This window comes from Streptomyces sp. NBC_00190 (assembly GCF_036203305.1).
GTDB lineage: Bacteria > Actinomycetota > Actinomycetes > Streptomycetales > Streptomycetaceae > Streptomyces.
This window is the reverse complement of the sequence record NZ_CP108131.1, coordinates 310,184-334,790: the sequence shown is the minus strand read 5'-3', so window position 1 is coordinate 334,790 and position 24,607 is coordinate 310,184. Positions and strand designations below refer to the sequence as shown.

Annotated in this window: 24 protein-coding genes and 4 pseudogenes; 16 read left to right on the top strand and 12 right to left on the bottom strand. The window is 69.6% G+C overall.

The genetic code is table 11. The annotated features are described in order from the left end of the window. Positions 1-669: 669 nt before the first annotated feature. Positions 670-1,803 carry an FAD-dependent oxidoreductase gene (locus OG429_RS01860; protein ID WP_328923497.1) on the top strand — a complete coding sequence of 378 codons (1,134 nt, stop codon included), beginning with the start codon at positions 670-672 and terminating at the stop codon, positions 1,801-1,803. 203 nt (positions 1,804-2,006) lie between these two features. Here the strand turns inward: OG429_RS01860 and OG429_RS01855 are convergent, their stop codons facing one another. Both OG429_RS01855 and OG429_RS01850 read right to left on the bottom strand, forming a co-directional pair. Continuing rightward, positions 2,007-3,140: a hypothetical protein gene (locus tag OG429_RS01855; RefSeq protein ID WP_328923496.1), complete on the bottom strand. Its 1,134-nt coding sequence runs from the start codon at positions 3,138-3,140 to the stop codon at positions 2,007-2,009. Between the two features lie 166 nt (positions 3,141-3,306). Beyond that, positions 3,307-4,182, bottom strand: coding sequence for a LysR family transcriptional regulator (locus tag OG429_RS01850; RefSeq protein WP_328923495.1), 876 nt, complete (start codon positions 4,180-4,182; stop codon positions 3,307-3,309). A 122-nt stretch (positions 4,183-4,304) separates the two neighbouring features. Here OG429_RS01850 and OG429_RS01845 point away from each other — a divergent pair, with 122 nt between their 5' ends. The 3 genes and pseudogenes from OG429_RS01845 to OG429_RS01835 form a co-directional block, all read left to right on the top strand. Then, a complete protein-coding gene (locus OG429_RS01845; protein ID WP_328923494.1) occupies positions 4,305-5,303 on the top strand; it encodes an NADP-dependent oxidoreductase in 999 nt (332 codons plus the stop codon). Continuing rightward, positions 5,300-5,701, top strand: a complete 402-nt coding sequence (locus OG429_RS01840) for a nuclear transport factor 2 family protein (protein WP_328923493.1) — start codon at positions 5,300-5,302, stop codon at positions 5,699-5,701. Before OG429_RS01845 ends, OG429_RS01840 begins: the two co-directional genes overlap by 4 nt. A gap of 107 nt (positions 5,702-5,808) precedes the next feature. Next, positions 5,809-5,996: pseudogene (locus OG429_RS01835) on the top strand (leucine zipper domain-containing protein); the annotation flags it as partial. Here OG429_RS01835 and OG429_RS01830 read toward each other — a convergent pair. After that, positions 5,927-6,166: a hypothetical protein gene (locus tag OG429_RS01830; protein ID WP_328930564.1), complete on the bottom strand. Its 240-nt coding sequence runs from the start codon at positions 6,164-6,166 to the stop codon at positions 5,927-5,929. The pseudogene OG429_RS01835 and the gene OG429_RS01830 overlap by 70 nt on opposite strands. 115 nt (positions 6,167-6,281) lie before the next feature. Beyond that, on the bottom strand, positions 6,282-6,968 hold the full coding sequence (locus OG429_RS01825; RefSeq protein ID WP_328930130.1) for a TetR/AcrR family transcriptional regulator: 687 nt from the start codon (positions 6,966-6,968) through the stop codon (positions 6,282-6,284). Positions 6,969-7,076: 108 nt separating this feature from the next. Here OG429_RS01825 and OG429_RS01820 point away from each other — a divergent pair, with 108 nt between their 5' ends. After that, positions 7,077-8,210: an FAD-dependent oxidoreductase gene (locus OG429_RS01820; RefSeq protein WP_328923492.1), complete on the top strand. Its 1,134-nt coding sequence runs from the start codon at positions 7,077-7,079 to the stop codon at positions 8,208-8,210. 485 nt (positions 8,211-8,695) lie between these two features. Here OG429_RS01820 and OG429_RS01815 read toward each other — a convergent pair whose 3' ends face one another. After that, a complete protein-coding gene (locus OG429_RS01815) occupies positions 8,696-8,845 on the bottom strand; it encodes an MmyB family transcriptional regulator (protein ID WP_328930129.1) in 150 nt (49 codons plus the stop codon). A gap of 38 nt (positions 8,846-8,883) precedes the next feature. Here OG429_RS01815 and OG429_RS01810 point away from each other — a divergent pair. Next, a pseudogene (locus OG429_RS01810) lies at positions 8,884-9,019 on the top strand (LuxR C-terminal-related transcriptional regulator); the annotation flags it as partial. An 80-nt stretch (positions 9,020-9,099) separates the two neighbouring features. Here OG429_RS01810 and OG429_RS01805 read toward each other — a convergent pair. Continuing rightward, positions 9,100-10,008, bottom strand: a complete 909-nt coding sequence (locus OG429_RS01805) for a LysR family transcriptional regulator (RefSeq protein WP_328923491.1) — start codon at positions 10,006-10,008, stop codon at positions 9,100-9,102. A 137-nt stretch (positions 10,009-10,145) separates the two neighbouring features. On the opposite strand from OG429_RS01805, the pseudogene OG429_RS01800 reads away from it, so the two are divergent. Together OG429_RS01800 and OG429_RS01795 are read left to right on the top strand one after the other, a co-directional pair. After that, positions 10,146-10,964, top strand: a pseudogene (locus OG429_RS01800) (inositol monophosphatase family protein). A 99-nt stretch (positions 10,965-11,063) separates the two neighbouring features. Next, positions 11,064-11,429 carry a hypothetical protein gene (locus OG429_RS01795; RefSeq protein WP_328923490.1) on the top strand — a complete coding sequence of 122 codons (366 nt, stop codon included), beginning with the start codon at positions 11,064-11,066 and terminating at the stop codon, positions 11,427-11,429. 288 nt (positions 11,430-11,717) lie between these two features. Here the strand turns inward: OG429_RS01795 and OG429_RS01790 are convergent, their stop codons facing one another. Further along, a complete protein-coding gene (locus tag OG429_RS01790; RefSeq protein WP_328923489.1) occupies positions 11,718-12,446 on the bottom strand; it encodes a TetR/AcrR family transcriptional regulator C-terminal domain-containing protein in 729 nt (242 codons plus the stop codon). 111 nt (positions 12,447-12,557) lie between these two features. Here OG429_RS01790 and OG429_RS01785 point away from each other — a divergent pair, with 111 nt between their 5' ends. After that, positions 12,558-13,691, top strand: coding sequence for an FAD-dependent oxidoreductase (locus OG429_RS01785; RefSeq protein WP_328923488.1), 1,134 nt, complete (start codon positions 12,558-12,560; stop codon positions 13,689-13,691). Between the two features lie 160 nt (positions 13,692-13,851). On the opposite strand, the gene OG429_RS01780 is transcribed toward OG429_RS01785, so the two are convergent. After that, a complete protein-coding gene (locus OG429_RS01780) occupies positions 13,852-14,079 on the bottom strand; it encodes a DUF4235 domain-containing protein (protein WP_328930128.1) in 228 nt (75 codons plus the stop codon). Positions 14,080-14,433: 354 nt separating this feature from the next. Between OG429_RS01780 and OG429_RS01775 the strand changes: the two genes are divergently transcribed. Next, positions 14,434-14,562: a hypothetical protein gene (locus OG429_RS01775; protein ID WP_328923487.1), complete on the top strand. Its 129-nt coding sequence runs from the start codon at positions 14,434-14,436 to the stop codon at positions 14,560-14,562. 478 nt (positions 14,563-15,040) lie between these two features. Here OG429_RS01775 and OG429_RS01770 read toward each other — a convergent pair whose 3' ends face one another. Continuing rightward, positions 15,041-15,424: a winged helix-turn-helix transcriptional regulator gene (locus OG429_RS01770; RefSeq protein WP_328923486.1), complete on the bottom strand. Its 384-nt coding sequence runs from the start codon at positions 15,422-15,424 to the stop codon at positions 15,041-15,043. Positions 15,425-15,516: 92 nt separating this feature from the next. Between OG429_RS01770 and OG429_RS01765 the strand changes: the two genes are divergently transcribed. Next, positions 15,517-16,356: an SDR family oxidoreductase gene (locus OG429_RS01765; RefSeq protein ID WP_328923485.1), complete on the top strand. Its 840-nt coding sequence runs from the start codon at positions 15,517-15,519 to the stop codon at positions 16,354-16,356. 266 nt (positions 16,357-16,622) lie between these two features. Here OG429_RS01765 and OG429_RS01760 read toward each other — a convergent pair whose 3' ends face one another. Together OG429_RS01760 and OG429_RS01755 are read right to left on the bottom strand one after the other, a co-directional pair. Further along, a complete protein-coding gene (locus tag OG429_RS01760) occupies positions 16,623-16,928 on the bottom strand; it encodes a protealysin inhibitor emfourin (RefSeq protein WP_328923484.1) in 306 nt (101 codons plus the stop codon). Between the two features lie 16 nt (positions 16,929-16,944). After that, positions 16,945-18,159 (bottom strand): M4 family metallopeptidase, encoded by a 1,215-nt coding sequence (locus OG429_RS01755; RefSeq protein ID WP_328923483.1) that lies wholly within the window; start codon positions 18,157-18,159, stop codon positions 16,945-16,947. A 351-nt stretch (positions 18,160-18,510) separates the two neighbouring features. Between OG429_RS01755 and OG429_RS01750 the strand changes: the two genes are divergently transcribed. Then, positions 18,511-18,825 carry a tetratricopeptide repeat protein gene (locus OG429_RS01750; protein ID WP_328923482.1) on the top strand — a complete coding sequence of 105 codons (315 nt, stop codon included), beginning with the start codon at positions 18,511-18,513 and terminating at the stop codon, positions 18,823-18,825. Here OG429_RS01750 and OG429_RS41335 read toward each other — a convergent pair. After that, positions 18,822-19,130 carry a hypothetical protein gene (locus OG429_RS41335; protein WP_405959364.1) on the bottom strand — a complete coding sequence of 103 codons (309 nt, stop codon included), beginning with the start codon at positions 19,128-19,130 and terminating at the stop codon, positions 18,822-18,824. The genes OG429_RS01750 and OG429_RS41335 overlap by 4 nt on opposite strands. 596 nt (positions 19,131-19,726) lie before the next feature. Here OG429_RS41335 and rph point away from each other — a divergent pair. From rph to OG429_RS01730, 4 genes and pseudogenes are all read left to right on the top strand, one after another. Next, positions 19,727-22,366 carry a rifamycin-inactivating phosphotransferase gene (gene rph / locus OG429_RS01745; protein WP_328923481.1) on the top strand — a complete coding sequence of 880 codons (2,640 nt, stop codon included), beginning with the start codon at positions 19,727-19,729 and terminating at the stop codon, positions 22,364-22,366. A 121-nt stretch (positions 22,367-22,487) separates the two neighbouring features. After that, positions 22,488-23,097 (top strand): annotated as a pseudogene (locus tag OG429_RS01740) (transposase); the annotation flags it as partial. A gap of 172 nt (positions 23,098-23,269) precedes the next feature. After that, entirely contained in the window at positions 23,270-23,773 is a 504-nt protein-coding gene (locus tag OG429_RS01735; RefSeq protein WP_405680655.1) for an RNA polymerase sigma factor, read from the top strand. Beyond that, a complete protein-coding gene (locus OG429_RS01730) occupies positions 23,770-24,594 on the top strand; it encodes a zf-HC2 domain-containing protein (RefSeq protein WP_328923480.1) in 825 nt (274 codons plus the stop codon). Before OG429_RS01735 ends, OG429_RS01730 begins: the two co-directional genes overlap by 4 nt. The last annotated feature ends 13 nt before the right edge of the window (positions 24,595-24,607 follow it).

Genomic DNA, 24,607 nt, shown 5'->3' with positions numbered 1-24,607 from the left:
CCGCCGTGCCCGCCGGCTTCGGCCGCCGCGCCGGGCGCGCGGTGCTTGCGAACTGCCGGGCCCCTCGTTCAGAGATGCGAAAGCGACGGGGAGCATGCCCGCCTGAGCATCCCGGGCGGGCTGGAACTCACCCGGGTCATGGACCCCGCCTTCTACTGGTCCGTTTCTTTCTCCGCCCTGCACGGACTGGTCGACCAGGTACGTACGACGGTCGTCGAGCTCGTGGCAGAGCTGCGCGCGACCATGCCGGACGACCAGCAGATCCCCACACCCGGCCAGGTGGACCGTACGTTCCACGTCGTCGTTCACGGAGACCGCGCCCGCGTCAACGTCGCGGCAGCCCAGTCCTCGGGCAGCGTCAGCAGCAACGTCGGACGGGCCCGAGAAGGCGAAGACCCCTGCTGGACCGCGGGGCGACGCACGGGTGCGGCGGTCGTATGCCTGGGCGCCCTGGTCGGCACCGCCGCAGCCATCTGGCCGCTCCTCCCGTCGGGCCGTTCGTCGTACCCAGTGCGGGCTGGGCTTCGTCGCCGGCGGAGCGGATATGCGGTGTCGGTCATCCATCGGCGGCTGCCGGTTCGATGTCGGTGGCTTGTCGGCGAGGTCCGGCAATGTTTCAGGAACGGCCGGCCAGAACTCACTGGGCGGCCCCGATCCCCAGGAGTCACCATGCACATGCCCGTCACGATCATCGGCGCCGGACTCGGCGGACTCACTCTGGCCCGCGTCCTGCACGTCCACGGAATCCCGGCCACGGTCTACGAGGCGGAGTCCTCCCCGACGGTGCGCACGCAGGGCGGGCTGCTCGACATCCACGACTACAACGGACAGCTCGCCCTCAAGGCGGCCGGCCTGATGGACGAGTTCCACGCCATCGTCCTGGAGGGCCGCCAGGCGATGCGGGTCCTCGACCCGGACGGGACCGTCCTGCTCGACAAGGCCGACGACGGCACGGGCGGCCGTCCCGAGGTGCACCGCGGCGAGTTACGACAGATCCTGCTCGACTCGCTCCCGGCCGGCACCGTCCGGTGGGGGCGCAAGGTCAGCAGCACCCGCACCGTCGGTCCGGGCCGCCACGAGGTGACGTTCGCCGACGGCGGCGCCGTCGTCACCAGCCTGCTGGTCGGCGCGGACGGCGCCTGGTCACGGGTACGGCCGCTGCTCTCCGCCGCCACACCCGAGTACGACGGCACGTCGTTCGTCGAGACATACCTGTTCCACGCCGACACCCGCCACCCGGCCGCCGCGAAAGCGGTCGGTGGCGGGATGCTGATCGCGCCCTCGCCGGGCAAGGAGATCTTCGCTCACCGGGAAAGCGGCGACACCCTGCACACCTACGTGGCACTGACCAGGCCGCAGGACTGGTTCGCCGCCATCGACTTCACCGATGCCGCCGCGGCCACCGCGCGGATCGCGGCCGAGTTCGACGGCTGGGCACCGGAACTCACAGCGCTGATCACCGACGGCGACACAGCGCCGGTCCTGCGCCCCCACTACGGTCTGCCGACCGGGCACCGGTGGGACCGGGTGCCAGGAGTCACCCTGCTCGGCGACGCCGCCCACCTCGCGCCCCCGAACGGCGAAGGCGCCAACCTCGCCATGCTCGACGGCGCCGAACTCGGCCAGGCCCTCGCCGCCCACCCCGACGATGTCGAGGCCGCGCTCGCCGAGTACGAGCAGACCATGTTCCCCCGCAGCTCCGAGCCCGCCACCTTTGAAGGTGGAGAGGCCCCGGGGATCGACTCCGAGCACAACACCGCCCAGGGCCTGATCAACATGATCACCGAGAAGGGCCACCAATGAGCCGCTGAGGCTCCGGTCTGATGCCCTCCGTCCCGCCCTCGGTCAAGCCTGGGCGGAGTGGCTCCCGCACTCATGGACATTGATCATGGGCACGCGATGAACGGACTCCCGAAGTCGTTGGCAGACGACTCCCGTTCTCGGAGTCGGAGCCCGAAGTGGTGAACACCTGCTGTTCGTTCCTCGCGTGCAAAGCCAGTCGCGGGCTAGAAGTAGCCGGCGCGCATGTGTTGCGTGAGGTTGTCGAGGATCTCCCGCAGCCACGGGCTGCGGACGTCCGGCAGCCGGACCAGGGTCTGCCGAAACGTTTCCGGGTCGGCTCGGAACAGGTGGCGGGGGCGCGGCGCGGGCGGGTCGAAGTCGTCGCGGAGAACGCCGTCGGGTAGGCCTCCCGAGGTGGGGAAGGGCGGGTCCGGCTCGGGGAAGGCCAGCCACAGCCACACCCCGAACGGCAGCGGCACCAGGTACGGTCCCGGGTCGGCCGGTGCCCACGCCTCCCCCGTCTGCGGATGGGACGGCACGAGGAGGATGTCGGCGTCCCCGTCGGGAGCCGGCCGTCCCGGGCCGGCCAAAACCGCGCGCCGCGCCTGCGGACCCGCGGGCAGCATGCCGTCGAGCGCGCGTCGGAACACCTCCGCGGCCAAGCCATTCGGGACCACCACGGACCGGCCCTCCGAGGCCGCCAGCAGATGGGCGAGCGCCCGGCCGGCCGCCGCCTCCCACTGCGGGCTCCACGACCACCAGTGGTGCGACCAGTGGCCCGCGGCCATCCGCGACCCCCATCTGGCGATCGGCTCGAACGGCGGTGTGCCCTTCCCCTCCGCCATCAACTCCGACCAGGGAAGTGGTGCGGCGTTGGTGCCGTCGACGGGAAGGCGGCGTACGGCGTTCGGTACGAGCCACATCGCCTGCCAGAGCGAGCAGTCGTCGATCCGGCTCGCCACGGGCCGGGCACACGCCGCGCAGGCCACGTTGGGGCCGGCGGACCCGTCGAGGCCGCAGCAGTTGCCGCCTCCGCGATTCTCCGGGATCAGTACGGTGCCGTGGGCGTCGCCGTGGGCGTCGCCGGGGGCGATGACGGTCGCGCCGGGCGCGCCGTCGGAGAGGGCGTGGACCGGCGCGTAGACACCGCGGGCGGCTGCCTCGTCCGGCTGGTCCTCCTCCCACTTCCGCCACGGCGGCCCGCAGGGTTCCGGGTCCACGGCGAACGTGCCCGAGTCCATGAGCACCGGGAGCTGAGCCCCGTTCCCGTACGTCTGATGGGCATGGACCGGCAGGGCGACCTGGGACAGCGGGGCGGTCAGCTCAGCGCCGCACCCCGCACACACAAAAACGAACAAATGCCCTCCGTCTGGGAAACAGATGGTCGAGACGGCGTGCTTGATCTCCGTTCCAGGTCGGACGCTGAGTCGGCACAACCCAACCCCGAGCGATGCCGGCAGATGAGCCACGAACACGGCGCGCATGAGCACCGCTTGGGGCAGTTCAGTGCCAAAGCGGGCCCGGTCACGCTGCCGGGGCGGTCAGGACGGCCTTGGCCGCCAGCCTGAGATTCCTGATCATCGGATTCGGGTCGCCCTTGCGGCTGACCAGCACGACCTGGCTCGGGGGAGCGCCCTCGACCGGGACGGTGACGAGGTTGGGACGCAGTGAGCTACGCCGATCGCCGACCGGCAGCACGGCGATCGCCCTGCCGCTCGCGACGAGTTCGAGCTTGTCCTCGTAGCTCTCGATCGGCGGCACGCCGGCCCCGAGGATCCGGTAGGAAGTCCAGTCCGCGGTATCGAACGCGCAGGGCGCCGCCTCCTCGCCGGCCAGTTCTTCCGCGGTCACCGACGTACGGTCGGCCAAGGGATGGCCGCGTGGGACCACGAGCATCCGGGGCTCCTCGTACAGCGGGGTGGTGAACACGTCGTCGGCGGCGAGCGGCAGCGGGGCCCGCGCGATCAGGGCGTCGACGCGCTTGTCGGACAGCGCCCCGACGTCGCGGCAGCTCAGGTACCGGGTGGCGATCTCGGCGTCCGGGTGACGGCGGCGCAGTTCCCGTACGGCGGCAGTGATCACCAGGTCTTCAACGTAGCCGATGACGATTCGTTCGGTCTCGGCTTGTTCACGCACGGCCAGCTCGGCCTGGCGGGCGGCCTGCAGCAGGGCTTGGGCCCGGGGGAGGAACCTCTGGCCGGCCGGAGTGAGCCGGGTGCCCTGGGGTACGCGGTCCAGCAGTCGTGCGCCGAGATATTTCTCGAGCCGTTGGATCTGGCGGCTCAGCGCCGGCTGGGCCACGTGCAAGTCGGCGGCGGCCCGGCCGAAGTGCTGGTGCGCCGCCACCACGGTGAAGTAGCGCACCAGCCGCAGTTCCAGGTCCTGTCCGAGATCGTTCACCCGTCCAGCGTAGGCGTCATGCCGTTTCGGAATGACCAGGTTGCCGAACCGGTCTTGGACGGCCATGCCGTCCTGGGCCTTGACTGAAGGAGCAACGTTTCCCCAAGAAAGCGACAGGTGCGATGAAGGCGATCCAGTTCCACGAAGCGGGCGGGCCGGAAGTTTTGCAGTGTGACGAGGTGCCGGTTCCCGAGATCGGCCCGGGCGAGGTGCTCGTCCGGGTGCACGCGGCGGGAATCAACCCGCCGGACTGGTACCTGCGTGAGGGGATGAAGGTCATGCCGGCCGAGGTGAGGCCGGCGCTGGAGTTCCCCCTGATCCCCGGAACGGACATGTCGGGCGTGGTCCAGGCGGTCGCTCCGGACGTGATGGGGTTCGCCGTCGGTGACGAGGTCTTCGGCATGCTGCGGTTCCCCGGATTCGACGGCCGGACATACGCCGAGTATGTGGCCGCGCCGGCTTCGGACCTGGCTCACAAGCCGGCCGGTATCGACCACGTGCAGGCGGCTGGGGCGCCGATGGCCGTGCTTACGGCCTGGCAGTACCTGGTTGATCTCGGCCACGACGTGCCGTCTCCTTTCACCGGCCAGGTGCACCAGCCGGTGCCGATCACGCCAGGGATGACCGTGCTGGTCAACGGGGCCGCCGGTGGAGTGGGTCACTTCGCGGTGCAGCTGGCGAAATGGAAGGGGGCACACGTAATCGCGGTGGCCTCGGGCCGGCACGAGCAGTTCCTGCGCAAGCTCGGCGCAGATGAGTTCATCGACTACACCAGGACGCAGGCCGCGGACGTGGTCAGCGGTGTCGACCTGGTGATCGACACCGTCGGTGGCCCGGACAGCTCACGCTTCCTGACCGTGCTCAAGCGCGGCGGCACCATGCTTCCGGTGTTCTTCGCCCAGTACGACCCGGAAGAGACGGCGAGTCTGGGCATCACAGTCTCGAACATTCAGGTGCGTTCCAACGGCCCCCAGCTCGCCGAGATCGGGCGCCTGTTCGCCGAGGGCAAGCTCCAGGTCGGAGTGGACAGCACCTACCCGCTGCCCGAGGCGGGCAGCGCACACACGCGAGCCGCGCAGGGCCACCTCCAAGGCAAGATCGTGCTGACAGTGGTCTCGTGACCGCCGAACTCCAGCAGGCGGTGGCGAACTACGCCCACGCCCTGGACGAGCTGAATGTGCCCGAGCTGGAAGCGGTCCTGACCGAAGACACCACCTGGACCTTCACGATGCCCGGACAGGGAGTGCTCGGCCCGGTCGCCGGACGCGCGGCGGCGCTCGACTTCATCCGTGACGGGCACACGGCCCAGACCGGAAGGGTGCGGCACCACCTGGGCAATGTCGTGGTCACGACGACGTACGCCGCCACCGCTGAGGTGCGGGCCTATCTGGTGCAGACGAGGAACACCGGCGAGAGCATCCAGATGATCTCGACCGGGGTCTACACGTTCGCCCTGCGCCGGTCCGACGGTCGGTGGCGGATCGCCGAGCTCACCCTGGCGCTGGACAACGCCTTTTAGGGCGGGGCTAGGTGTTCACGAGCGTTGTTGACACTGGCAGGGCTTGATCATGGTGAAGACCTCCGGTGTGGTGGAGCTGTCTAGGACTGCACCGCACGGAGGTCTTCGTGTCCCACCGTAATGCCCGGCTGACCCTTCACGGCAGGCGGCTGCTGGCCGAACGTGTCTGCGCGGCCGCCCTGTCGCGCATGTCGCGACCGCGATGGGCATCTCCGGCGCCACGGCTCATAAGTGGATCCGCCGGTGTCGATCCGAGGGCGAGGCCGGGCTTGTCGATCGACCGAGCAGGCCGGTGATCGCCATGGACGTGAGGTCCATCATGAGCCCGATGAGCGTGGGCGACGCCGCGCCGATGGCGGTCCGGATGTGGCTGAAGAACTGATTGCTGTTCAACCGGTTCATAGTTTCTCGGAAGCTGTTGTCGTTGCCGTCGCCGGTATCCCACTCCCAGCAGGAGATGCTCATGACCAGCCCGAGCCGCGCTTCGCCCCTGAAGGTCGGCCGACGCTGAAATCGCGCTGCGGCGTACGGGCGGGCACCGGCTGGGCGGCGCCGCGAGGGCGGTGAGTGCCGGGGGTTTCTAGCCCAGGGCAGAGATACCGGCGAGGAAGATGTCGATCCCGACGAGGAACTGCTCGCGGTCGTCGTGCTCGCCCAGCTGGGTCGCCGCCGCGTGCACGAACGGGTACCGGCCGGGATCGAGCTGCGCCCATTGCGTGGCAGAGTTCTTCAGGAAGGTCTCCCGGTCCGTGTCACTGCCTGCGCGGAGCCGTGCGTTCGCGGCGTTCTGCGCGGCGACGCCGAGGACATAGTTCACGAGCGTGCCGGCCGCGTCGAAGCGCGCCTTTTCCGGAACCTCGAGGGCGTCCAGCAGGCGGCCGATGCTCTCGTAGAAGTCCAGTAGCGCGGGCCGCCGCGGTTGGCGGGAGAGTTCTGCCCCGACCCAGGGGTGGGCATCGATCGCATCGAACAGGCCGAGGGCGAGACGGCGCAGAGCGGTGCGCGGGTCCGCATCGGCGACCGCGCCGGACAGCACGGCGGTGATGACGTCGTCAGTGGCCGTCGCGAGCAGATCGTTCTTGTCCACGACGTGGTGGTAGATCGCTCCGTAGCCAGTGCTCAGGCGCACCGTGAGCGCGCGCAGCGTGAGCGCCTTCTCGCCACCGCTGTCCAGGATCTCGATCGCGGTCTGGATGATCACTTCCCTCGACAGGCTGTCCGTCCGCCGTGGGGCCCGCACAGATCCCTTCGCTGTTCTCTTCACCATGCCGCTTAGCATCGCACGAATGGAGCGTCGATCCAACTTCGTGTTAGCGTGTTTGGAGTGGCGATCCAATATGCGTTGAAGCGCCCCACAAGGGGCTGGGGAGGGACCATGACGACACCTGTCACGATCATCGGAGCGGGCCTGGGTGGCCTGACGCTGGCCCGCGTACTGCACGTGCACGGCATCCCGGCCACGGTCTACGAGGCGGAGCCCGCGCCGAAAGCCCGCCGCCAGGGCGGGCTGCTCGACCTCCACCCCCACAGCGGGCAGGCCGCTCTGGAAGCGGCCGGTCTGATCGAGGAGTTCCGCAAGCTGATCCTGCCGGGCCGCGAGGCGTACCGGGTCATGGACCAGGCGGGGAACGTGCTGCTCGACCTGCCCGACGACGGAACCGGCGAACGCCCGGAGGTACCGCGCGGCGAACTGCGGCAGCTGCTGCTCGACTCCCTGCCCGCCGGCACCGTCCGCTGGGGCCACAAGGTCACCGCGGTGCGGGCTCTCGGCGGGGGCCGCCACCAGGTGGCCTTCGCCGACAACACCACCGTTGTCGCGGACCTGCTCATCGGTGCCGACGGTGCCTGGTCGCGCGTACGACCGCTGCTCTCCGAGGCTGTTCCCGAGTACTTCGGCGTCTGCAGCGTGGAGACGTTCCTCTTCGACGCAGGAACCCGCCATCCAGCCTCCGCCGAGGCGGTGGGGGCCGGATCGCTGTTCGCGCTCGCACCGGGGAGGGGACTGCTGGCCCACCGGGAGGGCAGCGGGACCCTGCACGCCTACGCGCAGGTGAAGAAGCCCCAGGACTGGTTCGCCCGCCTTGATGCCACCGACGCCGCAGCGCTCACCGCACGGGTCGCGAAGGAGTTCGACGGCTGGGCCCCCGAACTCACCGCCCTGATCACCGACAGCGACACCCCGCCGGCCCTGCGCCCCATCTTCACCCTGCCGGCCGGGCACCGCTGGGACCGCCTACCGGGGGTGACTCTGCTCGGCGATGCCGCCCACCTCCGGGCGCCGAACGGCGAAGGCGCCAACTTGGCCATGCAGGACGGCGCTGAACTCGGCCGGGCCCTCGCCGCGCGCCCCCGCGATGCGGAGGCGGCCCTCGCCGCGCACGAACAAGACATGTTCGCCCGCGCCGCCGCCGTGGAAGCGGACGACGACGGTTTCTACACGATCATGATCGACGACCGTGCGCCCCGCAGCCTGCTCGCCCTGATGACCGGCGCCGAACAGGACGCGTGATTCTCATCTCCGCATGCAGCGACAGGCAGCCCTCCCGTTGACGAGCCGACGGGTTCGTTGAAGGGGGCGGGGGCTGGCGCGCACAGGGGATGGGCGCCAGCCCCCGGCGGAGGGCCGCCTGACGGGGGTGGTGTGTCGGCGGCCGTGGCATGCGGCGCCCCGGGATGGCGCAATGTTCGTGAATGGGCCGTATGAGCGGGGCGGCGGTTGAACTGTAAAGCATGCTTGTCGTCGAGGCGTACTTGCCCGGGGCGGGAGGCAAGGCAGGAGGCCGCCTCGTTGTCCAAGGGCCAGCAGCTCGCCGCGCCGGGCGACGCGTTACGCGCCTCTCGTCATGGCCCCTCGGCGGTGAGCCGGCCGATCTGGTCGTGATCCTGCCTGCTGTCCGCGGTCGGGCTCGCGCATCACTGAGTCCCGTAGGTCTGGTGGCACGGGGCGGTGACGGCGGTGCTGGTCACGCTGTGTGCCACTCGGCACAGCAGAGGTCAGAGCATGCGCGGCGCGGTCTCGGAGGGTGAGCCTGGTTCGACGGGGTACAGGCCGAGGGTCTGGTGAGGGGCGCCGGACGGGGTGAATGCCTCGAAGCCGAGGGTGAGTTCGCCGGCGTGGGGGTGGCGGTAGTCCGGCGGGGGCAGCGGGACCGGCCGGGCGAGCGCCCTGGCCCTGGCGGCTGAGCGAGGTCGCGGCAGCCTTGCTGATCAGCCAGGAGAGCGTCAGGACGTTCGTGTCTCGCGTCCTCGACAGACTCGGGCTTCGCGACCGCGTTCAGGTTGGTCGTGTACGCCTACCGCCGGGGGCTGGTGATCTGATGCGGGTCCGCACAGCGGCCGGCCGCGCGGCATCGAAGTGGTCGCGTGGACGTATGGCTGAAGCGGCCGGACGGCGCCGACTATGACGACGCTCCTCCCATGGCCAGCGCGGTTCGCGCCAGCCCGCGCAGCCAGGCGTGGGCGTGGTCGGTGTCGTAGCGCTGATGCCACGACAGGTATATCGGTGCCGAAGGCAGTTCGAGCGGGAGGGGGAGCACGGCCAGGCCGAGGTCGGCGACCGCTGACTGCGTGGTGGCTTCGGGGACGCTGATCAGGAGATCGGAGCCGCGCGCGAACTCCAGCGCGGCTGCTTCCGTGGGCGCGGTCGCCACCACGCGGCGGGTGAGGCCGATCCGCGCGAGGGCGTCGTCGAGGGCATTGCTGAGGTTTCCACGTCGCGAGACGGTGACGTGCTCAGCGGCGGCGTACCGCTTCGCGGTGACGGTCCTGACGCGGGTGAGGGGGTGCCCCTTCCTCACGACGATGACGAGGCGGGTCTCGCCCACGTTCTCGGCACGGATGTCCGGTGCGCTCGGCCGGTTGGCGTTCGCTTCCAGGTCGACCTCCCCACGCCGCAACTCGGGGGTGTCGACGCTCGATTCCGCGACGAAGCGCAATCGCACTCCCGGCGCCTGTCCGCGCACCGCCGAGAGCAGTGTGGGGCCGCTCAAGGCGACCAGGGAATCATGCCAGCGGAGTGTGAAGGTGCGTTCCAACGTTGCCAGATCGAGTTCACGGCTCGGTGCCAGCACCCCCTGGACCTGGTGCAGCAGCTCGTGCACCTGTTCCCGGACGGCGATCGCATACGGCGTCGGGGTCATCGTGCGGCCGGTGCGCACCAGGATCTGGTCCCCGGTCGTGCGCCGGATTCGGCCCAGACTCCGGCTCATCGCGGGGGCGGTGACGTGCAGGCGCGCGGCCGCCCCGGCCACACTGCCTTCCTCCAGCAGCGCGTCGAGCGCGGCGAGCAGATTCAAATCCAATTGCATGTGAGTAATCCTAGGCGTGCTTGACATGCATTTGAAGTTAATTAAGGGGCTGTATACCTTCGAGACGAGAGCGCAAGACGGAACGCACAGCTTGGCCCGACCCGCCTCATCACCCCTCCTCAGACGGGAGTACCACCATGTCCGAAACGCTTCAGACCACTGACGTCGCCGCCTCCGACGCCGACCTGCTCGGCCAGACCGCGATCGCCGTGCGCGCGGCCGGCTCGGCGCTGCGCGAGCGCTTCGGCGAGGTGGTCCGCTACCAGAACCGCGAAGAGCTGATGCGCGCGCTCGCCGCCAACGACGACACGGCCCTCGACATCCTGCGCCCCCGCCTCACGCGCCTGCGCCCGGACGCCGGCTGGGTGGAGGACGAGCTGGACGGCGGGGCGCTGCCGCCCGGCGAATGGTGGGTCGTGGATCCGGCCGAAGGCAACGTCAACCACCTGCACGGCCTGCCGGAGTGGGCGGTGACCGCCACCCTCGTGCGTGAGAACTAGCCGGTGCTCACCGCGGTCCACCTGCCGTTGACCGGCGAGACCTACACCGCGCTCACCGGCGCGGGCGCCCACCTCGACGGCCGACCGCTGCACGTCTCCCAGACCGCGGACCTCGGCCTGAGCATCGTGGCCACCAGCCAGGCCCGGCCGGACGAGGAGGAGAAGGTCGTGCGGCGCGTCGGCTCCTCGATCACCGCGATGCTCTTCGACGCGCTCGTCGTCCGCACCGCCGTGCCCGCAACCCTGCACCTGCTGAACGTGGCCGCCGGCCGGATCGACGCCTTCTGGCAGTACGCCGGCGCCCGCGCGGACCTGCTGCCCGGGGCGCTGCTCGTCACCGAGGCCGGCGGACAGATCTCCGACGCCGAGGGCCGCCCCTGGACCCCGCAGAGCGAGAGCCTCCTGGCCGCCGCGCCCGGCGTCCACGCCGAGGCCGTCGCCACGCTCTCACGCTGACCGCGCACCACAACCCGCACGTACGGAACTCAGGATCTGTGGGAGCGGGACCAGGCGCTCGCCGCGCTGGAGACCGGCGGCGTCGGCGCGGCCTCCGCGTTGACCGTCGGCGGTGTCACGTACGGGCTGCTGACCCGCAAGCGCCGGGAGCTGATGGGTGAGTGGGTCTTCCCGCTGCATGAGGCGCTCGCGCTGCCGCTCAGGCTGCCGGAGCAGACCGACCCGCGGCGCTGCTTCCACATCCCGAAGAACTTCTCCGACGGCGCCGCAGAGATACGCGTCGACGTGCCGGGGTGCCTGGACTTCTCCAAGGACCTGATCGCCGACCTCATCACGCAGAAGCTCGCACTGGAGGGCGTGACGTTCTCCTGGCGCGTGGCCGGCCGCGAGACGTACGTGATGGTGAAGAAGACCCGAAGCCACCGGCGAAGGCCCTGCTGGAGGACCCTGAGATCCGGGAGATGATGGCCAAGGCCAAGGAGTCCGCACCGCCATCGGCGTCGGATCCGGCGGCAAGGCGGTCTCCGTCGCCCTGGACGCCGACTCCCCGCACGTCCTGATCTCCGCAGGCACCGGCGGCGGCACGTCGACCATCCTGCGCATCATCACTGCCAGTCTGGCGTCACGTTCTTGATCTTGCCAGGGCAGAGGGCGCTTCTGGGAATCGTGCTGCGTCGGGGGTTCGGCGCGCGCGGAGGCCGACGTCGGATTGCGGAGTTCGCCGAGGAACATCCAGTTGGCGCTGTCGAATCGTCAGGGCCGGATGGGCAGGTTGGCCTCCCATCCGTCGAGGAGTCGTTCGAGTCCCAGTTGGAAACCGCGCTCGGCGCTGTCGGCCGCGTGGGGAAGTTCGGCATCACGAATGACCCGGGCGAGGAGTGGATGGCGCCCGGCCCTGACGACTTTGTCGAGGTAGGGCGCGTGGGCGTCCATCCATTCCTGGATGCCGACTCCGGAGCGTCGGACGGCTTCCTGCTGGGCGAGCTCGCCGATGGCGTAGCCGCGGACGAAGGCAAGCAGCGTATCGACGACGGTGATCATGACGTCGATGTCGAAGCCGAGGGGATCGAGGGCCGCGAGTGCGTGTTCGGTGGCATCGAGGGAGTTCGGTCCAAGTGATGGGCGCCCCGCCGCGAGGGAGGTCATCCAGGGATGCCGGTGGATGGTGGCCCGGGAGCGATAGGCCAGTGTCCGCAAGTCGCCGCGCCAGTCGCCGGTGGGGGCAGGCGGGCCGCCGTCTTCGGCCGCTACGGCGTCGAGCATGAGATCGAGCAGGTCGTCTTTGGATGCCAGGTAGCGGTAGAGCGAGGCTGTGCCCGTTCCCAGTTCCTTGGCGACGCGCCGCATGGACAGTGCCTCGATGCCCTCGGCGTCGGCGATCGCGATGGCGGCGGCGGTGATCTCCGCCCGGGTGCGTGAGGGTGCGGGGCCTTTCGCGGCCCGCTCCGGCCGGTTCCAGACCACCGTGTGAGCGTCGTTCATCGGGTTTCCCTCCTCACTACTGCGCTCACTGTTCGCAGTAGTGCTATCGTGATGTCATTACTGCGAACAGTGTACCCAAGTAGAGCGTGTTCAGTCGAAGGGGAAACCACCATGACCACTCCCGTCACGATCATCGGCGCCGGACTCGGCGGCCTGACCCTCGCCCGGGTCCTGCACCTGCACGGCATCCCCGCGACCATCTACGAAGCCGAGACATCGGCGGACGCCCGCACGCAGGGCGGTCAGCTCGACCTCCACGAGTACAACGGGCAGCTGGCCCTCGAAGCTGCCGGCCTCACCGACGAGTTCCGCGCGATCATCCACGAAGGCGGCGAGGCGGTGCGCGTGCTCGACCAGCACGGCGCGGTCCTGCTCGACCAGCCCGACGACGGCACGGGCGGGCGCCCCGAGGTGCTCCGCGGAGACCTACGTCGGATCCTGATCAACTCACTGCCCGGCGAGATGATCCAGTGGGGACACAAGGTCACCGGTGTCCGCCCCCTCGGAGACGGAAGGCACGAGCTGACGTTCGCCGACGGGCCGACCGTGACGACCGGCCTCCTCGTCGGCGCGGACGGCGCCTGGTCGAGGGTCCGGCCGCTGCTCTCCGACGCGAAGCCCGAGTACGTCGGCACGTCGTTCATCGAGACCTACCTGTACGACGCCGACCAGCGCCACCCCGCAGCGGCCAAGGCCACCGGCGACGGTTCCCTGTTCGCCGTCACGACCGGCAAGGGGATCCTTGGCCATCGAGAGGCCGACGCCGTTCTTCACACCTACGTCGCGCTCACCAAGCCGCAGGAATGGATCGCCGCCATCCTCGCCAGTCCCGAAACGGCGGCGGCCCAGGTCGCGGCAGAATTCACCGGATGGGCGCCTGAACTCACCGCACTCATCACTGACGGGGAAACCGCCCTCGCCCCGCGCCCGATCAGCGCCCTGCCGATCGGCCACCGGTGGGACCGCGTTCCCGGAGTGACGCTGCTGGGCGACGCCGCCCACCTCATGTCACCGTTCGCCGGGGAGGGCGCCAACCTCGCCATGCTCGACGGCGCCGAACTCGGCAAAGCCATCGCCGCACATTCCGACGACATCGAAGCCGCCCTTGCAGAGTACGAGCAGGCTCTCTTCGCCCGCAGCGCCCGGTTCGCCGCCGAATCCGACAAGAACCACCAGCTCATCTTCGGCGACAACGCCCCCGCCGGCCTGCTCAACCTGCTCACCGGCCAGGAACCGACCGAGTGAGCGAGACGCCATGAAAGAGCAGCGCTGTGGTCAGCATCCACAAGCCGAAGGTACTCAGCTCGCTCCACCGCCAGGGCGACGACGGCGGCTTCGGGCACCTGACTCGGCATGCGGGGCCAGTGCGCGCGGTCCCGCGCATCGACTCCGGCGAGCCACGACCTCAAGACGGCGCAGCCGCGGGTGAGCGGCAAGCCTTCGGTCGCCTTGCCGGAGGACGACGGCCCGGGCGACGAGCATCGTGGCGACGACTGCTGCCAGCGAGCAACACCTCGTGCCAGGAGCGGTCCTCGTCAGTGGCGTCCGGAGTGTCCCTGTCGTGGCCGACTATCTTCCACGTCTGCTTGAACAACGCTCCCGCAGCCAGGCCGCTGACGGCGCCGAGGACCAGACCGACCTGCCTCTAGGCGATCTTCGCTCCGTTCACCTCTTCCGGCGGCGGCAGGCCAGCCACACCGTGGCGGTCAGGCCCGCTGCCGCCGCCAGCAGCGCCTCGCGGTTGTTCCGGGCCAACTGCGCTCCCTGATCGGACTTCTGCCGCAGCGGCTCGGGTGCTTTGTCTTCCCACAGCTGACCGGCCTGGCCCGCTTCGCCCGGGTCTGCTCCGATGGGCGCGGCAGATTCCAGCCTGTGGGCGCTGCCGGCCACCGCGCAGGGCGGCGAAGGATCGACTTACCTGCCGAGGGCCGCTCCGTGAGACTGAGGGGCGAAGGCCGCCGACCTGGCCCACCACGCGCAGGACTGGGTGCCCGAGCCGATCAAGGACAAGGCCGCCCAGGTACGCGCGTGTGCGCCCACCTACCTCCCGGTCCTGATGGAACGCAGAGCCGCAGACCTGCTGCCGCCCGACGAACAGACGGAACGCTCCAGCTGACGTCAGGCCGAACCGGGCTCCGGGCCGGCCCTCCTGATGGTCGGCCGACGGGCCGTCAGCCAGCCGCAGGGATACGGGGAAAGCGTTCACCAGGATCCGGGATCAGCAGGCGGCAACCGTAATCGCGGGGTGAGTCCACCCAGACCGCGGTGCCGCCTGGTGCAGGAGCAACTGAGCCCGTCCAGGCGAGCCGGGTTCTGGTGGAGACGGGCGCGACCGTGCTCGGGTCCAGCGAGGAGGCCGCCCGCAGGTGCCTGGACGGTTACCTCCGCGCTCAATCCACCAGTCCAGGAGCGGAGCACCAGCGGTCCGGGGAGCCTGTCGGCGACGGGCAGTCTGTGCCACCAGCGACTGTACCCGTCAGAGGTTGCGGGTCGATCGGTCCGCGGGCGATCAGAACCGCGGGCGTGTGGGTGGGCGCAGCCCGGCAGGGCCCACGCTCATTGCTCCGGGCAGTTGTTCCGCTGACCTGTTGCGCTCAGCCGCTCCGCGGCGGACGTTGGCCGGGCGGCAGCCGCCGGGTGATCCGGTCGAACAAGTCCGTCAGGGGCTCAGCGACGTCCTGGCCGAACTCGGTCGCCCCGTAGGTGACTTGGGGTGGCGTCGTCGGCTCGACCTCCCGCCAGACGAGGCCGTCCTGGACCAGTGCGCGCAGTGTTTGAGCGAGCATCTTCTCGCTGATGCCCTGAATGCTGTCGCGCAGCTCGTAAAAACGAAGGCTGTTGCTCCGCAAGGAGATCAGAACCCAGATTCCCCACCTGCTGGTCACGTGGTCGACCACGTTGCGGGCGGGGCAGTCGGTGTGAAACACCTCATACGGTTTGCCCGCCTCGGCCTGCGTCAGCTGCGCGCCTTCCTTCATGTCCGGAGCTTACCTCTGGGTATGTCCTTACGGAAGGTAAGCCTGTCTCCTAGCGTCAGCTGTCACAGCGCACAACTGACCAGGAGCTGAACATGATTGTGGTGACCGGGGCTACCGGGAATGTGGGCCGGCCTTTGACGCAGGCCCTGGCCGAGACGGGCGAGCAGGTGACGGCGGTGTCGCGGCACGCGGCGGCGGTGCCGGACGGGGTCCGGCACGTGTCGGCCGACTTGGCCGAGCCGCATGGTCTCGCCGCCGTGTTGAAGGGTGCGAAGGCGCTGTTCCTCCTGCTGTCCGGCGACCTGCACGCCGCCGAAGCCAGGCCGGCCGACGTGATCGACCTGGCTGTGGCCAGCGGGGTCCGCCGGGTCGTCCTGCTGTCTTCGCAGGGCGTGGCTACCAGGCCGCTCGGCCCGTCGCGGATCGCGATGCGTGCGGTGGAGGACGCGTTGAGGGAGTCCGGCCTGGACTGGGCTGTCCTGCGACCGGGTGGCTTCGCCTCCAATGCATTGGCCTGGGCGGAGTCCGTGCGCACGCAAGGGACGGTCGCCGCGCCCTTCGGCGATGTCGGGGTTCCGGTCGTAGATCCGGCGGACATCGCCGAGGTCGCGGCAGCCTGCCTGCTGGACGACCGGCATACCGGCGGAGTCTTCGAGCTGACCGGACCCGAGGTGATCACGCCGCGCCAGCAGGCGGAAGCCATCGCCGCCGCGCTCGGAGCGCCGGTGCGGTTCCACGAACTCACCCGCGAGGAGGCCAAGGCTGCGATGACCCGGTTCGTTCCGCCGGAGCTCGCCGACGACACCCTGGACATCATCGCCGCCCCGAACGCCGCCGAACTGCGGATCAGCCCGGACGTGGAACGGGTCCTCGGCCGCGGCCCGCGCCCCTTCAACGGCTGGGTCGCCCGTAGCATCACTGCTTTTCGCTGAGCCGCGACTCAGCTGAATCGGCCGGCCGGACAGCCTCGCGTGGCAGCGACTGCAGGAACCGGGTCACGGTGGCGGGGCCGACGTGCCACTCGCGTCCCCCCGTGCTCCGGTGATGTGAGGGCGATCGGGCGCTGGCCGCGGTCGCGGCGGGTCGGAGGGGTCTTCCCGTGCGGGGTCCCCGCGGCCTTCGTGAGCACTGCTGCCAGCGCCCTTCATCACTGCCTCAACGACGGCTCAGCCGTGTCGTTGGGCGGGTGGTCGTCAGACTAGGGTTGGTCCTGCTGCGCGAAGTGTTTCTTGAGCCAGGTGAGCAAGGTCGCGAACGCCGCGGACATGGCGGCGTCCGACTGCTCGAGGACCGTCGCGTGGTCACCGTCCTCCACCGTGATCGTGTAGGTCATCGCATCCCTGGCACGGTCGGCCTGGTCCTCCACGGGCATCGCGACGGCCGCCGCCACCAGCTGGGTCAGCTCTGCTGCGGCGCTCGCGGGCAGGGCCGCTGTGTCCTGCACCTTGGGCTGGCGGCGGATTACCGCCGCCAGCCCGCCGTATGACTCCAGAGTCACCTTCATTGCGCGCGACCGGTGTTCACTTGGCCCCCTTCAACGTGGCCACTTCCTTGGCCAGCCCGGTCACCTTGGCGTTCAGTTCCCCGATCTGCTTGGACAGGGCGGCCAGGCCGTCCTGGCGGCCCAGGCTGCCGTTCCCGTTGACCGGCAAGCTCCGTGCCCGGGCGAGCCTCGCAGGAACCCCGCTGATCTGGATCTCCACTCCCTGCCACGCCGTCAGTACCGCCGACTGCTCGGGGCTTCCGACGCCGAACAGGTCTCCGGCTTTCTGGAAGGTGGTGTCCGCGAAATCCTGGAAAGTGGCCTGCTTACTGGAGGCTTTGAGTGATTCATACCAGATGACCCCGGCAGTCTCCCATGCGAATCCGCCGATGCCCACGGCCGCCAGGAAGAACGCCTTATTCGGAATACCGGAGTTGAAGTGCACCCCGCCGAAGTCCCCTCTACGGGTGTCGGGCAGGTGGATGAATTTGCTCATACGGTCGGGCTGGGGGTCTTTTCCGAACTGCGGATTGTTGTATGCCTGCCCAGGCGCCTTCATCGATCGCAGGGCGTCGCCGGCGATTCCCGGGGTCCACACATCAGCCCCGATCAGCCAGTCCGCGTCCTCGGCCGCCTGTTTCAGTGACCATTGCTTGACCAGCGACCCGAAGACGTCCGACATCGACTCGTTCAGGGCCCCGGGCTGATTGTGGTACTCGAATTCCGAGGTGTTCTCGGTGACCCCGTGCGTCAACTCGTGGGCGATCACGTCCAGCGATCCCGTTAGGTTGCTGAACTCCTTACCGTCCCCGTCGCCGAAGACCATCTGACGTCCGTCCCAGAACGCGTTGTTGAATTGCACGTCGAAGTGGAGGTATCCGTCCAGCCGCATCCCCCGGTCATCGATCGAATTGCGCTGGAACACCTCCTTGTAGAAATCGCGCGTCAGGCCGAGTCCGTCGAACGCCTGGTTGGCGGCCGGGTCTGCGGACTGCGGTCCGTCTTCCGGCCTGACCAGGACCGCATTGGGGAGGGACACCCCCTGCTCGCAGTCGAAGATGGTGCGCCGGCCGTTACCGGCGGTGGCGGCCGCACCGGCGAGGGACGCCCGGACCGCTCGCTCGCCCCGTAGGCGCGCAGTGGTCAGCAGGGTGTCCAAGGCGGCCTGGCGCACCTCACGGTCTTCGCTCTCCAGGAGCTTGTCGAGAATGTACGGGGGAATGATGCAGTTGATCGGGCGGGTCCTGCTCATGGGACACCTCCTGGGCGAGAGGGTCAACGGTTAACAATTCATCAGTTGATGCTTGGATGTTCTCAGATCGCTGCTCGAGTTTCCGGCCATAGAAAGGCTCGAGGAAACAGCAGGTGCCCCTGATGTGACAGCAACGGGAGAAGCGTCTGGCACCGACCAGCCCGGATTCCAGGGGCGGGGCCACGCTGATATCACCAGTCTCCTGCCGCCCGCAGCGACTGGCAAACGCAACGAAAGCGCGCGGAGAGCCACCCCGGACGACCGTCGGACGTCAAGAAACGGGCGGTGCGTAGCGACGTCTAAGGGTCCGCGAGCCTGCTCTGGTCGTCCTCGTGACGTGATGCGCGGCGCGTGCAAGCGTCACCACCTGCTCGCCGAGGCCTCGCCGTCGGCGCGCTGACCGCCCGGGCCCACGGCGTACGCCGCGCGGACCGGGTGCTGGGTGCCGATCACCCCGACACGCTGGACTCCTGCAACAACCTCGCGGTCGCGTACAAGTCGGCGGGGGATCTGGTGCGGGCGGTGCCGCTGTACGAGCGCACCCTGGAGGACTGTGAGCGGGTACTGAGCCCAGGCCATCCGGCGACAGCGCTGGTTCGTGTGAACCTGGAACAAGCGCGATCCACGCAGTGTTTCGGCGTGTACTGGCCGAGCGCCCGGGGTTAGAGCCGGCAGCGGACTTCGGCGGCAGCGCGCTCCTGGCAGGCGCGGGCTCTGGTCCGAGCGCTCGGCGAGGACGTAGGGGACCCCGAGCAGGTGGGCCGCGAGCGGCAGGGGCTGGGTGACGTCGAGGAACAAGAACCACAGACCGGGCGGCCCGCCCGGGTGCCGCACGTAGGTCCGCAGATGGTCTCTGCGAAGGTGTCCGGAACCCTCGGCAGCCCACACACCGCACGACGGACATCACGAAGCGTCAGGCTTACCCACGCCCGCCCGTCGAACAAATCGGGCTCAAGGCTCGGCGGCAGCACGGCCCGCACATCTTCCGGACGGTAGGGCCAGTGCACGAACGCCTGCCGTCGCCCCGGTACCGCTCGAGAGCCAGATCCTGGCGCGGCGCGTCCTGGCCGCCGCCGCGTTTCGCATGGGCGACTGCCCTGAGGCGGCTCGCCACTTCGAGGCGGTGGGCATTGATCCGATGGGCGAAGTAGTCGCCCATCCCGAGGCGGCTTACTGGTGGGGCGTGTCCCTGGGCGAGTCCGGCCGCCGGCAGCAGGCGTTGGAGATCCTGCGCCCGCTGAGCGAGTCGCTTCCACGCTCGGTGCAGCCGCTACGTGGGGATGCCCGTGCGGCCGTGAAGGAGTACCGGAGGACACGTGCCGCGACCCCCATTGGCCGACGCCCGGACGCGATCACTCGCAGGTGGACTCCGGGGCCGTGAACACGGGCTTCCGCGTGATTCGATCGGGCCCGTGCAGCGTCCACCGCCTCAGGAAATACAAAGGCAAGGAGAGAGATCTCCTTGCCACTTTCAACTTATAGCGCGTGAGGGGGCTTGCCGCAAGGCCCCGGGTAAGGCGCAGAATCATCCGCTGTACCGGGTATTGGGCAAGGGTTAGGGAACGCAGTGACTGATCAGTACGTGCTGGGCCTCCGGGAAATCGATGCGTCGCAGGGCGCCCTCGTCGGCGGCAAGGCCGCGCATCTTGGCGGGCTGTCGCGGATCGAAGGCATCCGCGTCCCGGACGGCTTCTGCGTGACGACCGACGCCTTCCGGCAGGTCATGGCGCAAGCACCGTCGCTCGACGACCCGCTCGATGAGCTGTCGCGCGTGAACCCTGACGACCGCGAGGCAGTCCGCACGCTCAGCGCGCAGGTCCGCCGCACCATCGAGGACATCGCCATCCCCGTCGACATCGCGACGGCGATCACCCGCGTATTCTCCCGGTCCGAGGAGGATGCCGCCTACGCCGTCCGGTCCAGCGCGACGGCGGAGGACCTGCCGACGGCCTCGTTCGCCGGGCAGCAGGACACGTACCTGAACGTGGTGGGGCCGGCGGAGATCCTTCGGCACGTCAGCCGGTGCTGGGCCTCGCTGTTCACCGAGCGGGCCGTGACCTACCGCCGGCGCAACGGCATCGACCACCGGACGGTCCGCATGGCCGTGGTGGTACAGCGGATGGTCTTCCCGGATGCCTCCGGCATCCTGTTCACGGCCGATCCCGTCACGGGCCACCGGAAGGTCTCCACGGTGGACGCCGGATTCGGCCTCGGTGAGGCCCTGGTCTCCGGCCTGGTGAACCCGGACGTCTTCAAGGTGCGGGACGGCGAGGTCGTCGCCAGGACGATCGCTGGCAAACAGATGGCCGTTCACGCCCTGCCGACCGGCGGTACGCGGGAAGTGGCGATCGACGCCCAGCGGCAGGAGGAGCCTGCGCTGACCGATGCGCAGGCCGTACGGCTCGCGCAGCTCGGGCGGCGTATCGAAGCGCACTTCGGCTGCCCGCAGGACATCGAGTGGTGCCTGGTCGGCGATGAGTTCCAGGTCGTCCAGAGCCGGCCGATCACCACGCTGTTCCCCGTCCCCGTCCCCGCCGACGGTGGCGACCAGGAGAATCACGTCTACGTCTCCGTTGGCCACGGGCAGATGATGACCGACCCCATGAAGCCCTTGGGCTTCTCCATGTGGCAGCTCACGGCCATGGTCCCGATGCACGAGGCCGGCGGGCGGCTGTTCGTCGACGTCACCCGGCGCTTGGCCGCACCCGCGAGCCGCGCCGCCCTGCTGGACGCCATGGAGAAGGGCGATCCGCTGATCAAGGACGCTCTGCAGACCGTCCTCGACCGGGACGATTTCGTACCGTCCCTCCCGGACCCCGCTCCCGGCGGGGCCGGCCGTGGCAGCAGCAGTGGCGGTGGCGCGCCCACCCCCATCGCCACCGATACGGCCGTCGTCAGCGGGCTGATCGAGCGCAGCCGGGCATCCATCTCCGCCCTGGAGCACGGCCTCCGGGAGAAGACCGGTCCCGCGCTGTTCGAGTACCTCCTGCAAGAGGCCTTCGAGGAGCACCGGCAGGTCCTCAGTGATCCGCTGAGCATCCAGGCGATCATGGCGGGGATGGAGGCCACATGGTGGCTCAACGACAAGCTGCTCGAATGGCTCGGCGAGAAGAACGCGGCCGACACGCTCACCCTGTCCGCCCCCGACAACATCACGTCGGAGATGGGGCTGGCGCTGCTCGACGTCGCGGACGTGATCCGCCCGCTGCCCGAGGTGGTGGCGTTCCTCCAGGACGTCAAGGACCAGGACGCCCACGGCCAGGCCTTCCTGGACGAACTGCCCAAGTTTCCGGGCGGGACCGAAGCGCGCGGCGCCATTGAGGAGTACCTCGACCGCTACGGCATGCGCTGCGTCGGCGAGATCGACATCACGAGGCCGCGTTGGCGCGAGAGCCCGGCCACGCTCTTGCCCGCGATCCTCGACAACGTACGGAACTTCGAGCCGGGCGCAGCCGAGCAGCGTTTCGAGCAGGGGCGTCACAAGGCCCGGCAAATGGAGCAGGACGTGCTGTCGCGCCTGCGCGCCCTGCCCGACGGGGACCGCAAGGCCGCCGAGACGCAGGGGATGATCGACCGGGTCAGGACCTTCATCGGGTACCGGGAGTACCCGAAGTACGCCATCATCAGCCGCTACTTCCTCTACAAGCAGGCCCTGTTGAAGGAAGCCGACCGCCTCGTACGGGCCGGCGTCCTCTCCACGGCGGAGGACGCCTTCTACCTCACGTTCCAAGAACTCCACGACGTGGTGCGCTCGAACCGGGTGGACGACCAGCTCGTCGAGCAGCGCAAGGAAGCGTTCCGCGCCTATCACGCGCTCACCCCGCCCCGGGTCCTCACCTCGGACGGCGAGGCACTCACCGGGTCGTACCGGCGCGACGACGCCCCGGCCGGCGCCCTGATCGGAGTACCGGTTTCCGCCGGGACGGTCGAGGGACGGGCCCGCGTGGTCCTCGACATCGCACAGGCCGATCTCGAAGCGGGCGACATCCTGGTCACGCCCTTCACGGACCCCAGCTGGTCGCCGCTGTTCGTCGGGATCGCCGGCCTGGTGACGGAGGTGGGCGGTCTGATGACGCACGGAGCGGTGATCGCCCGAGAGTACGGGCTGCCCGCCGTCGTGGGCGTGGACCGGGCCACCCGTCTCATCCGGGACGGCCAGCGGATCCGCGTCCACGGAACCGACGGCTACATCGAGATCCTCTCCTGAAGGCCCGGACGGGGACCCTCAGGGTGATGGCGAGCCGGTCGTGTCCCAGTTCCAGGGCCTGTGTGATGCCGTGGTCATTCTTGGGTTCTGTCATGTTCGAGGGGTGGAATCCAGTAGGGCTGTGGTCGTAACACGCAGGCAACTCACCATTGCCCAGTGGAAGTTGATCGAGCCGTACCTGCCGATCGGTAGGTACGGTCCGTACCCGGAGCGGTTGCGGTAGCAGTTCGAGGGTGTGATCTGGCGGTTCCGGTCCAGTGCCCAGTGCCCAGTGCCCAGTGGCGGGAGATGCCTGCCGAGTTCGGCCCGTGGGCCCCCGTCTACGGACGGTTTCGCGTCTGGCGGGACGCCGGTGTTTTCACCGAGCTGCTGGAAGGTCTGATCGCCGAGGGAGCCCGGGTGGGCAGAACGGACTTGTCGCTGGTCAGCGTGGATTCCACAACGGTCCGCGCCCATCATGACGCGGCGGGGATGCGCGTCAGCAAGCACCTCGTGAAGGCCCTGGAAGAAGCCGAGCAGGAGCAGGAAGAGGCTCGGCAAAAGGGGGCGGACCGGAGGGAAGGAACGGACAGGCAGAGCGCCGGCGCATCCGACGCGGACGCAAGCTCCGCCTGAAGGAAGCCTTGCTCGGCAGGTCCCGGGGCGGCCTCACCAGCAAGATTCATCTCGCCGCGGACCGCAGGCGCCGTCCGCTCGCGCTGGTCCTGACCGCCGGACAGGCCGGGGACAGCGCCGGGACGAAGCCGGCGGCCAGGTTTCGGGGGATCGCAATCCTCCGCACGTGACACCGTGACGCAGATCACGGCAGATGCAGAACTTGCGCGGCGCAGCGGCCGTCTGGCTGGTGTGAGATCACGCAGGAGAGCACTGGAAGAGCTGGACGAGGAAAGCCTCCTCCGGCTGGTGGCCAGAGGTAACCGCGGGGCGTTCGACGAGTTGTACCGGCGTACGTCGCCGTGGCTGGCGGTGCGGCTGCGCCGCCGCTGCGCGGACGAGCAGATCGTCGCCGAGGTCATGCAGGAGACCTATCTGGCGGTGTGGCGCGCGGCCGGCGCGTTTGCCGGGAGTGCGGTCGGTGGGACGGCCGTCGGGTGGCTGTGGACGATCGCGGCGCGCCGCCTGGTCGACGCGTTCCGGCGCCGGGCCCACCACGCCGAACCGCCGGTCGCCGCCGCCGAGCGTGCGTTGGTTCCCGCGGCGGAGGACGAGGCGCTCGCCAAGGCCGTGGCCGGCGACGTCGGTGACGCGCTGCGGCAACTGGCGCCGGAACTTCGCCAGGTACTGCAGGCCATGGTGCTGGACGGGCTCTCCGTCCGGGAGACCGCCGTCCTGCTCAGACTGCCCGAAGGCACGGTTAAGACCCGCGCCCGCCGGGCCCGGATCGCGATGCGGGAGGCGCTGGCATGAGCGCGGAACATTCGTCACATGCGTGGATGCGGGTGATCGACGACTACGCACGGGGTGACACGGAGATCGCCGCGGACACGCTGTGGGCGCTGGAGTCCCATATGGAGACGTGCGCGATGTGCCGCAGCCGCCTGTCGGCCTCCGTGGCCACCGAGGCGCCCGGCATCGCCGTGCTCGTCGACACCGTCCGGGCCGGGCTGGCGCCGCAGCTGGACGCAGCCGTCAGGGCGCCCTCGCGGCGGTACCGCCCGAGGTGGGTGCCGGCCTGGACGACCCCGGTCATGGTCCCGTGGCTGGCCATGACCGTCACCGTGACCCTGCTGGCGCTGCTGCTGGCGGCGGCCGGCGCGCCGGCGGTCGCCGGCGCCGCCTCGCCCGCGCTGCTGATCGCGCCCGTCCTGCCGCTGTGCGCTGTCGCCGCGGCGTGGTCGCGCAGCCTGGACCCGGCGCACGAACTGACAGCCTCCACACCCCGGGCCGGTCTGCCCCTGCTGCTCCGGCGCACCATCTCGGCACTCGCCGTGGTGCTGCCCGCGCTCTTGGTGGAGGGCTGGCTGACCGGAGCCATGACGGCCGCTCAGTGGTTGCTGCCCTCGCTGGCCTTCACCTCCACAGCCCTGGCATTGGGCAGCGTGGTCGGCGTGACCCGCGCCGCCGCCGGGCTGGTGGTCGCGTGGGGCATCGTCATCGCGGCACCCGCCTGGGGCACCGGCCGCGTCCCCATCGTCCTGCGGCCGGACCAAATGCCCGTGTGGGGAGTGCTTCTCGCGCTCGGCATCGGCGCCGTGATCGCCCGCAGGCGCGCGTACTCAGCGCTGTGAAACCTTGCTCGAC

Excerpts from the sequence above, each read along its gene's own strand:
- OG429_RS01860 (WP_328923497.1), top strand. The coding sequence starts at position 670 with ATGCACATGCCCGTCACGATCATCGGCGCCGGACTCGGCGGACTCACT.
- OG429_RS01845 (WP_328923494.1), top strand. The coding sequence starts at position 4,305 with ATGAAGGCGATCCAGTTCCACGAAGCGGGCGGGCCGGAAGTTTTGCAG.
- OG429_RS01830 (WP_328930564.1), bottom strand. The coding sequence starts at position 6,166 with ATGAGCATCTCCTGCTGGGAGTGGGATACCGGCGACGGCAACGACAAC.
- OG429_RS01825 (WP_328930130.1), bottom strand. The coding sequence starts at position 6,968 with ATGGTGAAGAGAACAGCGAAGGGATCTGTGCGGGCCCCACGGCGGACG.
- OG429_RS01820 (WP_328923492.1), top strand. The coding sequence starts at position 7,077 with ATGACGACACCTGTCACGATCATCGGAGCGGGCCTGGGTGGCCTGACG.
- OG429_RS01805 (WP_328923491.1), bottom strand. The coding sequence starts at position 10,008 with ATGCAATTGGATTTGAATCTGCTCGCCGCGCTCGACGCGCTGCTGGAG.
- OG429_RS01790 (WP_328923489.1), bottom strand. The coding sequence starts at position 12,446 with ATGAACGACGCTCACACGGTGGTCTGGAACCGGCCGGAGCGGGCCGCG.
- OG429_RS01785 (WP_328923488.1), top strand. The coding sequence starts at position 12,558 with ATGACCACTCCCGTCACGATCATCGGCGCCGGACTCGGCGGCCTGACC.
- OG429_RS01770 (WP_328923486.1), bottom strand. The coding sequence starts at position 15,424 with ATGAAGGAAGGCGCGCAGCTGACGCAGGCCGAGGCGGGCAAACCGTAT.
- OG429_RS01765 (WP_328923485.1), top strand. The coding sequence starts at position 15,517 with ATGATTGTGGTGACCGGGGCTACCGGGAATGTGGGCCGGCCTTTGACG.
- OG429_RS01760 (WP_328923484.1), bottom strand. The coding sequence starts at position 16,928 with ATGAAGGTGACTCTGGAGTCATACGGCGGGCTGGCGGCGGTAATCCGC.
- OG429_RS01755 (WP_328923483.1), bottom strand. The coding sequence starts at position 18,159 with ATGAGCAGGACCCGCCCGATCAACTGCATCATTCCCCCGTACATTCTC.
- OG429_RS01730 (WP_328923480.1), top strand. The coding sequence starts at position 23,770 with ATGAGCGCGGAACATTCGTCACATGCGTGGATGCGGGTGATCGACGAC.